This window comes from Klebsiella sp. FDAARGOS_511 (genome assembly GCF_003812845.1).
Lineage (GTDB): Bacteria > Pseudomonadota > Gammaproteobacteria > Enterobacterales > Enterobacteriaceae > Klebsiella > Klebsiella grimontii.
The window spans coordinates 1,827,915-1,840,136 of record NZ_CP033824.1; the positions used below are offsets into that span (position 1 = coordinate 1,827,915).

Annotated in this window: 11 protein-coding genes; 1 reads left to right on the top strand and 10 read right to left on the bottom strand. The window is 52.6% G+C overall.

Annotated features, from left to right (window positions below; all coding sequences use genetic code 11):
* Positions 1–2: 2 nt before the first annotated feature.
* From skp to rpsB, 10 genes are all read right to left on the bottom strand, one after another.
* Complete coding sequence (gene skp / locus EGY08_RS09840) at positions 3–488, bottom strand: molecular chaperone Skp (RefSeq protein WP_004129116.1); 486 nt, start codon at positions 486–488, stop codon at positions 3–5.
* A gap of 130 nt (positions 489–618) precedes the next feature.
* Positions 619–3,048 (bottom strand): outer membrane protein assembly factor BamA, encoded by a 2,430-nt coding sequence (gene bamA, locus EGY08_RS09845; protein ID WP_004129114.1) that lies wholly within the window; start codon positions 3,046–3,048, stop codon positions 619–621.
* A gap of 31 nt (positions 3,049–3,079) precedes the next feature.
* The gene (gene rseP / locus EGY08_RS09850) at positions 3,080–4,432 is read right to left on the bottom strand and encodes a sigma E protease regulator RseP (protein WP_004129112.1); all 1,353 of its coding nucleotides are present in this window, start codon (positions 4,430–4,432) and stop codon (positions 3,080–3,082) included.
* Between the two features lie 11 nt (positions 4,433–4,443).
* Positions 4,444–5,301: a phosphatidate cytidylyltransferase gene (gene cdsA, locus EGY08_RS09855; RefSeq protein ID WP_004129110.1), complete on the bottom strand. Its 858-nt coding sequence runs from the start codon at positions 5,299–5,301 to the stop codon at positions 4,444–4,446.
* A gap of 12 nt (positions 5,302–5,313) precedes the next feature.
* Positions 5,314–6,072 (bottom strand): (2E,6E)-farnesyl-diphosphate-specific ditrans,polycis-undecaprenyl-diphosphate synthase, encoded by a 759-nt coding sequence (gene ispU / locus EGY08_RS09860; protein ID WP_004129109.1) that lies wholly within the window; start codon positions 6,070–6,072, stop codon positions 5,314–5,316.
* 242 nt (positions 6,073–6,314) lie between these two features.
* Positions 6,315–7,514, bottom strand: coding sequence for a 1-deoxy-D-xylulose-5-phosphate reductoisomerase (gene ispC / locus EGY08_RS09870; protein WP_004129108.1), 1,200 nt, complete (start codon positions 7,512–7,514; stop codon positions 6,315–6,317).
* A 226-nt stretch (positions 7,515–7,740) separates the two neighbouring features.
* Positions 7,741–8,298, bottom strand: a complete 558-nt coding sequence (frr, locus tag EGY08_RS09875; RefSeq protein ID WP_004098748.1) for a ribosome recycling factor — start codon at positions 8,296–8,298, stop codon at positions 7,741–7,743.
* A 205-nt stretch (positions 8,299–8,503) separates the two neighbouring features.
* Entirely contained in the window at positions 8,504–9,229 is a 726-nt protein-coding gene (gene pyrH / locus EGY08_RS09880) for a UMP kinase (RefSeq protein WP_004098747.1), read from the bottom strand.
* 146 nt (positions 9,230–9,375) lie between these two features.
* Positions 9,376–10,227, bottom strand: coding sequence for a translation elongation factor Ts (tsf, locus tag EGY08_RS09885; RefSeq protein ID WP_004098746.1), 852 nt, complete (start codon positions 10,225–10,227; stop codon positions 9,376–9,378).
* Positions 10,228–10,346: 119 nt separating this feature from the next.
* The gene (rpsB, locus tag EGY08_RS09890; protein WP_003856207.1) at positions 10,347–11,072 is read right to left on the bottom strand and encodes a 30S ribosomal protein S2; all 726 of its coding nucleotides are present in this window, start codon (positions 11,070–11,072) and stop codon (positions 10,347–10,349) included.
* A gap of 323 nt (positions 11,073–11,395) precedes the next feature.
* On the opposite strand from rpsB, the gene map reads away from it, so the two are divergent.
* Positions 11,396–12,190 carry a type I methionyl aminopeptidase gene (map, locus tag EGY08_RS09895; protein WP_004129107.1) on the top strand — a complete coding sequence of 265 codons (795 nt, stop codon included), beginning with the start codon at positions 11,396–11,398 and terminating at the stop codon, positions 12,188–12,190.
* The last annotated feature ends 32 nt before the right edge of the window (positions 12,191–12,222 follow it).

Sequence of the window (12,222 nt, forward strand, 5' to 3'; positions counted from 1 at the left end):
ACTTATTTAACCTGTTTCAGCACATCAGCGGTGATGTCTTTTACATCGCTGCTGTTGTATGCGACGGCATTAGAGTCAACAACCAGATCGATGCTCTGATCTTTAGCCACGCTCTGCACGGCGCTCTGAATACGAGTCACCAGCTTGCCGCGCTCTTCATTAGAACGACGTGCGCGATCCTGTTCGAAAGACTGTGCTTTCTGGGAGAAAGTCTGGCGCTGAGCCATTACATCTTTTTCCAGTTTGGTACGGTCAGAGCCCGCTTTCATGGACTGCAGACGCTGCATTTTAGACTGCAGGTCGCCTTCCATACGCTGCAGCTCGCTCGCGCGGCCTTTAAACTCGTTTTCCAGCGTGTTAGAAACGCCTGTTTTCTGGGCAACCTGTTGGAACAGGCTGTTCATGTTAACCATTGCAATTTTATCTGCCGCCTGAGCGGTAGTAACCATTGCTAAACCCAGACCTGCAGCTAATAACCACTTTTTCACAATTAACTCCTTACCATCCCATGAGTACCCAGGGGTACCGTTATTTGCGTGGCCAGGCGATAACCTCAGTTATCGCCAATAGTCAGCGCTATACTGCAACTGCACTTACATTCCATTGTAGCCAACATCATTACCAGGTTTTACCGATGTTAAACTGGAACTGTTCGGCTTTGTCTCCATCGTACTTTTTAAACGGCTGAGCGTAGGAGAATACCAACGGCCCTAACGGCGACATCCACTGTACTGCGATACCCGCAGACATACGGATATTGCTTGGATCGCTGTAGTCCGGGTAACCGCCATATGCGGCTGAATCCCAGTGAGTATCCCACACGGTACCCATATCCCAGAAGACGGAAGTACGTACCGAGTTCGCATATTTATCGCTAATAAACGGCGTTGGGGTGATCAGCTCAAGGCTGGCAACCGCCATGGCGTTACCGCCCACCGCATCATCAGACTTACACGGCGCGGACTCGCTGCTCTTACATTCGTTATCGTAGCTGCTGTCGTCGTCATGACGACTGCTGGCTGGGAAATAAACCGCTTTCGGACCGATAGTATTGGACTGGAAGCCACGCACGGTGCTTGAACCACCGGCATAGAAGTTCTCATAGAACGGCATCTCTTTACCGCCCAGACCATCGCCATATCCAAAGCGGGTACGACCCAACATGACCCATTTGTGATCGTCATCGATCGGTACATAGGTCGCGGTATCGAGCGTCGCTTTGTAGTATTCGTTATCCGATCCCGGAATCGTCACTTTACCATTCAGGTTGACGCGTGAACCTTCGGTCGGGAAGAAGCCACGGTCGAGCTTGTTATACGTCCAGCCGTAGTTGAAGGTGAAGTCGTCAGCGCTGAACGAGTTTCTGTCGTTCGTGTTGTCCGGATACTGACCCATCGAATTCAGATAACGCCACATGGATACCTGAGGCTGCATATTGGACAGCTTGTTATGCACATAGCCCAGGCCTGCGCGCAGCGTATTGTATTCGTTAACCGGGAAGCCCAGCGTGATGTCTGTACCATAGCTTTTGTTGGTATAGTCAGACAGGTCCGCATCGTTAGCATCGAAGTCGTTATAGAACACACGACCGCCGAGGCTGACGCCATCCACGGTAAAGTACGGGTTCGTCACCGACAGTTCAGTATAGGTCTGATAATCGTTTTTGGTGCCGTTAATCCCAACGGAATAGCCGGTACCGAGCCAGTTATCCTGCTGAACGCCGGCCTGGAAGCTGACGCCGCTTTCCGTACCGTAACCGACGCCGAAGTTAAAGCTACCGGTATTACGTTCTTTAACCTTATAGACCACGTCAACCTGATCCGGGCTGCCCGGCACGCGCTGCGTATCGGTATCAACCGTTTCAAAGTAGCCTAAACGGTTCAGACGATCTTTACCCTGGTCGACCAGGTCGCTACCCAGCCAGGCGCCTTCCATCTGACGCATTTCGCGACGCAGAACGGCATCTTTCGAGGTATCGTTGCCTTCGAAGCGAATCTTACGCACGTAGTAACGGTTGCCCGCATCGACGTTCACGTGCAGCTTCACGGTCTTATCGGTATCGCTGATTTCCGGCTGGGACTGAACGCGCGGATAGGCATAGCCGTAGCGACCGAGGAGTTTTTTAATGTCATTCTCCATTTTGGTCACTTTGGTGCCGTTATACAGCTCGCCCGGCTCGACTTTGGTCAGCGCTTCGATTTCTGCCGAATGCCCCGCCAGGTCGCCCGTCACCTGCACACCGGAAAGCTTGTACTGATCGCCTTCGGTAATGTTGATGGTGATGTAGATGCCTTTCTTGTCCGGCGTCAGGCTCACCTGCGTGGAGTCAATGTTGAAACGAGCATAGCCGCGATCCAGATAGTAGCTACGCAGCGTTTCAAGGTCCCCTGCAAGCTTCTGTTTCTGATACTTACGATCGCCCACCACGTTCCACCACGGAACTTCATCGCGCAGCTGGAAGGTCGAAATCAGTTCATCGGTGCTAAATGCATGGTTGCCGACGATATTGATCTGCTGGATTTTGGCCGAGACGCCTTCCTGGAAGACCAGCTTCAGGTCGACACGGTTACGCGGCAGCGGCGTCACGACAGCTTTAACGCTGGCGCTGTACTTACCGACACTGTAATAGAAATCCTCCAGCCCCTTTTCGATATCAGCAAGCGTGGTGCGATCGAGGGATTCCCCTACGCGTACGCCGGATGCCTCAAGGTTTTGCTTGAGCATGTCATCTTTCACCGACTTGTTACCGGAGAAAGTGATGCTGGCAATCGTTGGACGCTCTTTCACCTGCACCAGCAGGGTATCACCATCGCGCAGGACGCGAACGTCCTCAAAGTTGCCGGTGGCAAACAGAGCACGGATGGTGTTACTGATATCATCATCGGTTACGGTATCGCCAGGACGCACTGGCATACTGAGGAGGGCCGCACCAACAGCGACACGCTGAAGGCCTTCGAAATGAATGTCCTTCACCACGAACCCGTCAGCACCGTATACGGTTGCGCTGCTAAACAGCAGCGACGCTATGAGCAACTTTTTCATCGCCATCGTTATTATGCGTTCTTCCTAACAAACTCTCTTACAACCGAGAGAAATCATTGAAAAGTGCAAGCCCCATTAACAGCACCAGCAATATTGAGCCAATGCGATAACTAAAGTCTTGAACTCGCTCGGATACCGGTCCGCCTTTCAGCTTTTCAATCGCCAAAAACAGCAGATGTCCCCCGTCAAGAACGGGAAGCGGGAACAGGTTGATTATTCCAAGGTTCACGCTGATCAGCGCAAGAAACATCAGATAATAAATCAGCCCAAATTCCGCTGACATCCCAGCCCCCTGGGCGATAGAAATCGGCCCGCTGAGGTTGTTCAGTTTGACATCACCGGTTATCAATTTGCCCAGCATCCTGACCGTTAACGACATCAGCTGCCAGGTTTTATCCGTGGCTTCAGCGATGGCGGCAAACGGCCCGTACTGACGCACTGTCTTATATTCATCAGGCAGCGGGATGACCTTAGGTACGACCCCTGCAAACCCCTCAGCTTTGCCTTTGGTAGACTTCGTGTCCGGCGTCAAGTTCACCGACAAGGGGCTACCCTGCCGCTCGATGTCCAGAACTAATGCCCTACCCGGATTATCGCGCACCAGATTAACAAACGTCATCCACTGCGTTAACGGTTGACCATCGACTTTAACGATCCTGTCGCCCGCTTGCAAACCCGCCTTCTGCGCCGCCGAGCCAGATTGTACTTCAGCCAGGACGGTATCAATCTGCGCGCTGCGAGGCTGAATGCCCAACGAGGTAACCGGATCTTGTTTATCCGGCTCGAACGCCCAGTGCTGCAGATCGAGGATTTTATCCTGGCGTTGATTGGTCCCGAAAGGGGCGACGGTAACTATTGTTTGCCGATCGCCTATCTTCGCCACCAGCGCCATCCGTACTGCATCCCAATCAGGCGTTTCGATGCCATCTATCGCTTTAAGTTCCGTTCCTTTTGCAATTTGTGCTTGCGCGGCGATCGAGTTGGGCGTTATGTCGCCAACGACCGGACGAATGCCTGGGACACCTATAATGAAGACCAGCCAGTAGGCAAAAATGGCAAAAAGGAAGTTCGCGATGGGCCCTGCGGCGATAACGGCGGCGCGCTGACCAACAGTTTTGTTGTTAAACGCGGCGTGGCGCATCTCTGGCGCCACGGGCTCAACGCGTTCGTCGAGCATTTTGACATAACCGCCCAACGGGATAAGGGCGATAATAAACTCCGTTCCCTGCTTATCAAAACGGCGCCAAAGCGCTTTACCAAAGCCGATAGAGAAACGCTCAACGCGGATACCGCAGCGGCGAGCAACCCAGAAATGGCCAAATTCATGGACGGTGATCAGCACGCCCAGCGCAATAATAAAAGCAGCCAAATTCCAGAGAACGCTCAGCATAAAACCTTCCGTCAAATCGTCCTGAAAACCAACAAGAGTAGGCAAGCAAATACGGGCACCGCAGCGGTCAGGCTATCGATACGATCGAGAATACCGCCGTGTCCGGGGATCAGATTTCCGCTATCTTTAATGCCAGCTTCGCGTTTAAACATGCTCTCGGTCAGGTCGCCAAGTACCGAGGCCAGGGCCGCGACAATGGAACATACCAGCAGCACCATCGGCGTGACATCCAGATGAGCCCACCAGCCGTAAGCCCATGAGATAACCGCTGCCGTTAACAGACCGCCAAAAAAACCCTGCCAGGTTTTGCCCGGAGAAACCTTCGGCGCCAGCTTATGCTTACCGAACATTTTACCGAACATGTAAGCGCCGGAATCCGCGCCCCAGACCAGAATCATCACGTACAGCAACCACAGCGCGCCACTATAATGATCATCGGCGTAATGCCAGGCCCGAAGCGCCAGCATGCCCCAAAAAAACGGCACAATGGTCAGGACACCAAAAATCAGACGTAGCGTTTTTGAATTGCGCCAGAAAGCCGCTGAAGTGGGGTAAGTCAGCACCAAAAGCAGCGCGACGACCCACCAGCCAAATGATGCCCATAGCGCCCCCTCAACCAGCGGTTGATGAACGTCATAATGATATTCCGGCATCAGGAATAGCATCAGCGCCAGCAGCAGACCGCAAAGCACTGACAGCCAGACTCTCTGCGCCGTTGAAGTGAAGCCGCTAAATTGCCCCCACTCCCACGCGGCGAGCATGCAGACGACTAGCGTAACGATGGCAAAACCCGCGGGCGGCAGCAAAAAAAGCGCCGCTATCACCACGGGGATTAAGACGAAAGCAGAAATCAGGCGATACTTCAGCAAAAGTGACCCCCATCAGGCATTGTTGCCGCCCGGTTCAGTGCCGCCGAAGCGACGCTCACGATTAACAAAGGCATGGAGTGCACCTTCAAAGTCCTGTTCAGCGAAATCGGGCCAAAGAACATCCGTAAAGTAAAGTTCGGCATAGGCAATTTGCCAAATCAAAAAATTACTAATGCGATGCTCTCCCCCGGTCCTAATAACTAAATCTACGGGAGCAAGTTCATGCATACAGACCTGCTGGCTCAGCATCTCTTCTGTGATTTGCTCGGGCTGTAGCAACCCGTCTTGTACCTGTTTGGCCAGATGACGTACGCCCTGAACGATGTCCCAGCGGCCGCCGTAGTTCGCAGCAATGTTCAGGGTCAAACCGGTGTTGTTCTCCGTCAGCGCCTCGGCTTTGCGAATACGCTCCTGGAGACGCGCGTTGAAGCGCGTGGTCTCGCCGATGATACGCAGGCGCACATTATGTCGGTGCAGACTTTTCACTTCGCTATCCAGCGCCCAGACAAATAGCTCCATCAGCGCACTGACTTCCTGCGCCGGGCGATTCCAGTTTTCACTGCTGAACGCGTATAACGTCAACGCTTCAATACCATTATTCGCCGCGAAAGAAACGGCGCGACGAACAGATTTTGCGCCGGCTTTATGGCCAAAGGCGCGGATCTTTCCTTGCCGTTTTGCCCAACGCCCGTTGCCATCCATAATAATGGCCACATGACGGCACCCATGCGCAGGCAACATTTCGCTGACAGTTTGATTAGCAGACAACATAACGCGTTTTAAGTCCATAATAAGGATTAGCTAAGCTACTAAACACGGGCCACCGGTCAGCGCTGGATACGCATTTTTATCCGGTACCGGAGCTACGGCCAATCGCAGAGAACAACCAAAAGCTTTACGCAAAAAAGCCGTGTCTTGCCACGGCCACCGTAATCTTTCACAACAAAATGCAACGATCGGATGGCGCAGACTATATCACTGAAGCACAGCGCCCACAAATATCACAACGAGTATCAGAATTTGCGCCGCGCGGCCAGGAGCTGACCTGCGCTTACCCGGGCCATGGCATCAATAGCCAGCACTTCATCAATACTTTGCGGCTCATTTAACGCCTGTTGATCCAGCACCGCCTGATTTATCGCCGCAATATCGGTAAAGCGAATATCACCGTTCAGAAACGCCGCGACCGACACTTCATTTGCCGCATTCAGCGTCGTGGTCGCCGCCTGACCGACATCAAAAGCCTCCATGGCCAGCTTCAGGCACGGGTAACGGCCGTAATCCGGCGCCGAGAAGCTCAGATTGCTCAACTGACAGAAATCCAGCGGTTTCACGCCAGAATTAAGGCGTTTTGGCCAGCCCATCGTGTGGGCAATCGGCGTACGCATATCCGGCTCGCCGAGCTGCGCCAGGACGCTACCATCCTGATAACGCACCATCGAATGAATCACCGATTGCGGATGGATCAGAACTTCCATTTGCTCCGCCGAGGCGTTAAACAGCCACCGGGCTTCGATATACTCCAGCCCCTTATTCATCATGGTGGCCGAATCGACAGATATTTTGCGCCCCATCGACCAGTTTGGATGCTTACAGGCCCGGTCGGGAGTCATCGCCGCCAGCTCAGAAATCGCCGTTTCCCGGAAGGGGCCGCCAGAGCCGGTGAGGAGGATCGACGCCACGCCGTTTTGGGTTAAATCAGCGTATCCCAGATTATGTTGAATTGTTTCCGGCATACTCTGAAAAATCGCATTATGCTCGCTATCAACCGGTAACAATCGTGCGCCGGACTGCTGCACGGCCTCCATAAACAGACGACCGCAGGTCACCAGCGACTCTTTGTTCGCCAGCAGCACCGTTTTACCCGCGCGGATGGCTGCAAGCGTCGGCACCAGGCCCGCTGCGCCGACAATCGCCGCCATCACCTGCTCAACCTCGTCCAGCGCCGCCACCTCAGCCGCCGCCTGCTGGCCGCTCATGACTTCCGTACGGCTACCCTGCTCGCGCAGTTTTGCCCGCAGCAGCTCCGCGCTGTGCGCATCGTCCATTACCGCGTAACGAGGGGAGAATTCCAGACATTGTTCAACCATACGGTCGACATTTTTCCCGGCGACCAGCGCGGTGATAGAAAAGCTATCAGGATTATGGCGCACCACATCCAGCGTGCTGCAGCCGATAGAACCGGTCGAACCAAGAATGGTTAATTGCTTCATGAGGCGTCCAGAAAAATGAAGACAGGATAAAAAGCAAAACGCCGCCAGCAAACCCTTATGCATCAATCATCGGATAATAGAGCGGAGGCGCCGAGCCTTTGACATGGCGCCAAAGGCTACAAGGCCAGCCGTCTAAACGCAATCCCGAAAATTGAGCGTACGGTCTCCTGTACGGCGTTTCAGATTTTACGCAGGACAATGCTCAGACCTGCGTGTCGGCAGAGAATCAGAACTGCATCAGTTCCGCTTCTTTATCCGCCAGCGCCGCATCAACTTTCTTGATAGCAGCGTCAGTCATTTTCTGCACATCTTCCTGAGAGCGGCGATCGTCATCTTCGCTGATCTCTTTCTCTTTCAGAAGCGCTTTGACTTTATCGTTGGCATCGCGACGAACGTTACGCACGGCAACGCGCGCTTGTTCAGCTTCGCCACGCACGATTTTGGTCAGATCTTTACGACGCTCTTCGGTCAGCGGCGGCAGCGGAACGCGGATATCGCTACCCGCAGAGCTTGGGTTCAGACCGAGGTCGGAAGCCATAATCGCTTTTTCAACGGCCGGGCTCATGGAGCGATCGAAGACGTTGATCTTCAGGGTGCGGGAGTCTTCTACCGTTACGCTAGCCAGCTGACGCAGCGGGGTCGGCGTGCCGTAGTATTCCACGATAATGCCATCCAGCAGGCTGGGAGAAGCACGACCCGTGCGTATTTTGCTGATTTGGGTTTTGAACGCTTCGACGCATTTGTCCATGCGTACTTCAGCATCTTTTCTGATATCGCTAATCACGTTACGAATCCTTGAAAACTTGTCTCAGACAGACCAGACGGTCGCCCACTGCAAAAGTGAGCTAAGTATAGTCATGTTTATGCTCAGCGTCTTTCAGGCTACGGGTCAGCCGCAGCATTCCGTCCACAGAACATGTTGAAAACCATCGGGTCAAAAACCCGAAAAAGTAAGGCCGAATATTACCCGTATTTGACGCTGACGGGAATTACTCAGTAATTAATGTGCCTTCTTTTTCACCCATCACCACGCGGCGCAGCGCGCCAGGCTTATTCATATTGAATACGCGAATAGGCAGTTTGTGGTCACGCGCCAGGGTAAAGGCCGCAAGATCCATCACTTTCAGCTCTTTATCCAGTACTTCGCTGTAGGTCAGCTGATCGTACATGGTTGCGGAAGGATCTTTGGCCGGATCGGCGGTAAATACACCGTCGACTTTGGTTGCTTTCAGTACCACATCGGCTTCAATTTCAATGCCGCGCAGGCAGGCAGCGGAATCGGTGGTAAAGAATGGGTTACCGGTACCCGCGGAAAGAATCACCACGCGGTTGTTACGCAGCAGGCTGATAGCTTCCGCCCAGCTGTAGTTATCGCACACGCCATTCAGCGGAATCGCTGACATCAGGCGGGCGTTCACATAGGCGCGATGAAGTGCATCACGCATTGCAAGGCCGTTCATGACCGTTGCCAGCATGCCCATGTGGTCGCCCACAACGCGGTTCATACCCGCTTTCGCCAGACCAGCTCCACGGAACAGGTTACCGCCACCAATCACTACGCCAACCTGAATACCCAGCTCAACCAGTTCTTTGATTTCCTGAGCCATGCGGTCAAGTATGCTCGCATCAATACCGAAGCCTTCTGAACCTTGCAGAGCTTCGCCACTTAACTTAAGCAGAATACGTTTGTAGACGGGTTTTGCATTGGTAGCCATGTTTCTTTCCTGAGACTGTCAACGAATGAGATGAGTTAATTCTGGCGACATTGTACGTCGCTTTTCAGCGTACCCACTATAGCGGTTGGCTGAATTTACACATTAAGCGCAAAAAGAAGCCGCCCTCAGGCGGCTCCTTTTGAAAATTAAGACTGCTTGGACATCGCAGCAACTTCTGCTGCAAAGTCAGTCTCAACTTTCTCAATGCCTTCGCCCACTTCAAAGCGGATGAAGCCAGTCACGTCAGCGTTGTGCTCTTTCAGCAGCTGAGCAACAGATTTGCTCGGGTCCATAACGAACGGCTGGCCGGTCAGAGAAACTTCGCCGGTGAATTTCTTCATGCGGCCTTCAACCATTTTCTCTGCGATTTCTTTCGGCTTGCCAGACTGCATGGCGATGTCCAGCTGAACCTGGTACTCTTTTTCTACCACTTCAGCGGAAACGTCTTCCGGCTTAACGAATTCAGGCTTGCTTGCAGCGATGTGCATAGCCAGCTGTTTAACCAGCTCTTCGCTCGCGCCTTTAGCGGCAACCAGAACGCCGATACGCGCGCCATGCTGGTAAGAACCCAGAACTTCGCCTTCCAGAGAAGAAACGCGACGGATGTTGATGTTCTCACCGATTTTAGCAACCAGCGCAACGCGTTCTTCTTCGAACTGTGCTTTCAGAACTTCAACGTCAGTGATTTTGCCAGCAACAGCTGCGTCCAGAACTTTGTTAGCAAATGCCTGGAAACCACCATCTTTAGCAACGAAGTCAGTCTGGCAGTTAACTTCCAGAATGATGCCGTAGGTGCCATCGATTTTAGTAATGATTACGCCGTCAGCAGCAACGTTGCCTGCTTTTTTCGCTGCTTTAATAGCACCAGATTTACGCATGTTTTCGATTGCCAGCTCGATGTCGCCGTTCGCTTCAGTCAGCGCTTTTTTGCAATCCATCATGCCTGCGCCAGTACGCTCGCGCAGCTCTTTTACCAGGGATGCGGTAATTTCAGCCATTCTTTATTCCTCGGGAGATGTGATCTGCCCGGTTCCAGGAACCAGACAGATTTGAAAGTGAAAAAGGGGCCGCTAAGAGGCCCCTATTTATACACGGTACTAAATAAGGGTATGCCTTATTATTCAGCTTCTACGAAGCTTTCTTCCGCCTGAGAAGCCAGATCCTGAGAACGGCCTTCACGAACGGTAGCAGCAACAGCGCTCAGGTACAGGCTAACTGCACGGATTGCGTCGTCGTTACCCGGGATAACGAAGTCAACGCCGTCCGGATCGGAGTTAGTATCAACGATAGCAAATACCGGAATACCCAGGTTGTTTGCTTCTTTGATTGCGATGTGCTCGTGGTCAGCGTCGATAACGAACAGCGCGTCCGGCAGGCCGCCCATGTCTTTGATACCGCCCAGGCTGTTTTCCAGCTTGTCCAGCTCACGAGTGCGCATCAGCGCTTCTTTCTTGGTCAGCTTGTCGAAAGTACCGTCCTGGGACTGAGTTTCCAGGTCTTTCAGACGTTTGATAGACTGACGAACGGTTTTCCAGTTAGTCAGCATACCGCCCAGCCAGCGATGGTTCACGAAGAACTGGTCGCAGCTGTTAGCAGCGTCTTTTACCGCTTCGCTTGCAGCGCGCTTAGTACCAACGAAAAGGATTTTGCCTTTGCGAGAAGAGATCTTGTTCAGTTCAGCCAGAGCTTCGTTGAACATCGGTACAGTTTTCTCAAGGTTGATGATGTGAACTTTGTTACGCGCGCCGAAGATGAAAGGCTTCATTTTCGGGTTCCAGTAACGGGTCTGGTGACCAAAGTGAACACCAGCCTTGAGCATGTCGCGCATGGAAACAGTTGCCATGTTTAAAACCTCTATAGATAAAAGTTGGGGTTATGCCTCCACGTATCCCATATTACCGACCCCAAAGGGCACCCCGGAATATGTGTCGATACGTGTGTGTTGTTACACAAAGTGAGATTTGTCGCTTCAGTCCATCTTGTGTATCTGAGAATGGAACAGAAGTCCGGCGCGCTTTATACCACAAAACAGGATCGGAAACCAACTGTTGTTGACGTCGCGTGCTGCTAATGATTCTCAATTTGGCAGCAGGACGCCCGGACTGTTAACATTGTTCAGACATAATCTATTATTGTCGAAAAAATCGACACTGCTGGACACAATCCATGGCTATTTCTATCAAGACATCTGAAGACATCGAAAAAATGCGCGTTGCCGGCCGCCTGGCCGCCGAAGTGCTGGAAATGATCGAACCCTACGTAAAACCGGGCGTCAGCACCGGCGAACTGGACCGCATCTGCAACGATTATATCGTTAACGAACAAAAAGCCGTATCCGCCTGCCTGGGCTACCACGGCTTCCCGAAATCCGTCTGCATCTCTATTAATGAAGTGGTGTGCCACGGGATCCCGGACGACGGCAAATTGCTGAAAGATGGCGATATTGTCAACATTGACGTCACCGTCATTAAAGATGATTTCCACGGCGATACCTCGAAGATGTTTATCGTCGGTAAACCGACCATTCTCGGCGAGCGCCTGTGCCGCATCACCCAGGAAAGCCTCTATCTGGCCCTCAAAATGGTCAAACCGGGGATTAATCTGCGCGCTATCGGCGCCGCTATTCAAAAATACGTTGAAGCCGAAGGTTTCTCCGTGGTACGCGAGTACTGCGGCCACGGTATCGGCCGCGGTTTCCATGAAGAACCGCAGGTGCTGCATTACGACTCTCCGGAAACCAACGTGGTGCTCAAACCCGGTATGACCTTTACCATTGAGCCAATGGTCAACGCGGGTAAAAAAGAGATCCGCAGCATGAAAGACGGCTGGACGGTAAAAACTAAAGACCGGAGCTTGTCTGCGCAGTATGAGCATACTATTGTGGTGACAGATAACGGCTGCGAAATACTGACGTTACGCCAGGATGACACTATCCCGGCGATAATCTCGCACAACGAATGATGAAAAGCCGGCGCCAGCCGGCTTTTTTATGA

What these genes read in the sequence shown, in the direction of transcription:
- rseP (WP_004129112.1), bottom strand. Translation starts at nt 4,432, where the DNA reads ATGCTGAGCGTTCTCTGGAATTTGGCTGCTTTTATTATTGCGCTGGGC.
- map (WP_004129107.1), top strand. Translation starts at nt 11,396, where the DNA reads ATGGCTATTTCTATCAAGACATCTGAAGACATCGAAAAAATGCGCGTT.
- bamA (WP_004129114.1), bottom strand. Translation starts at nt 3,048, where the DNA reads ATGGCGATGAAAAAGTTGCTCATAGCGTCGCTGCTGTTTAGCAGCGCA.
- tsf (WP_004098746.1), bottom strand. Translation starts at nt 10,227, where the DNA reads ATGGCTGAAATTACCGCATCCCTGGTAAAAGAGCTGCGCGAGCGTACT.
- pyrH (WP_004098747.1), bottom strand. Translation starts at nt 9,229, where the DNA reads ATGGCTACCAATGCAAAACCCGTCTACAAACGTATTCTGCTTAAGTTA.
- ispC (WP_004129108.1), bottom strand. Translation starts at nt 7,514, where the DNA reads ATGAAGCAATTAACCATTCTTGGTTCGACCGGTTCTATCGGCTGCAGC.
- ispU (WP_004129109.1), bottom strand. Translation starts at nt 6,072, where the DNA reads ATGTTGTCTGCTAATCAAACTGTCAGCGAAATGTTGCCTGCGCATGGG.
- rpsB (WP_003856207.1), bottom strand. Translation starts at nt 11,072, where the DNA reads ATGGCAACTGTTTCCATGCGCGACATGCTCAAGGCTGGTGTTCACTTT.